Source organism: Streptomyces sp. 8P21H-1 (genome assembly GCF_013302945.1).
In genome coordinates this window covers 340-923 of the sequence record NZ_JABTYA010000226.1, presented here as the reverse complement: position 1 = coordinate 923, position 584 = coordinate 340, and the positions used below count along the sequence as shown (strand labels likewise).

Genomic DNA, 584 nt, shown 5'->3' with positions numbered 1-584 from the left:
CCCGGCTCCGCCAAAGCACCACTCACATTGGAGACCACCGGAATGCGCGGCTCGCCGAAGGACAGCCCTTCCACGACCTCGCGGAACTGTTCCAGCATCGGCTCCATCAGCGGCGAGTGGAACGCGTGCGACACCCGCAGCCTGCTGACCCGGCGCCCTCGCTCCCGGAACACCTCGGCGACCGCCTCGACGGCCTCCTCCACACCTGAAACCACCACGGAGGACGGACCGTTCACCGCGGCGATCGACACGTTCTCGGTGAGGTGCGGCAGTACCTCACCGACCGTGCTTTCGATCGCCGTCATCGCGCCTCCGGCCGGCAGCGCCTGCATCAGTCGGCCGCGCGCCGCGACCAGGGCACAGGCGTCACCCAGCGAGAGCACCCCGGCGACATGGGCCGCAGCCACCTCACCGATGGAGTGCCCGGCCACGAACTCCGGCCGCACACCCCACGACTCCACCAGACGGAAGAGAGCGACCTCGACGGCGAACAGACCAGCCTGCGCGTACACCGTCCGGTTCAGCAGCTCGGCGTCCCCACCCCACACCACATCCCGCAGCGGACGCTCCAGGTGCTCGTCCAG

General features: G+C 69.7%; 1 protein-coding gene. It reads right to left on the bottom strand.

From position 1 onward, the window contains the following. The coding region (locus HO151_RS04160; protein ID WP_173894756.1) for an acyltransferase domain-containing protein at window positions 1-584 on the bottom strand (584 nt) is incomplete at both ends.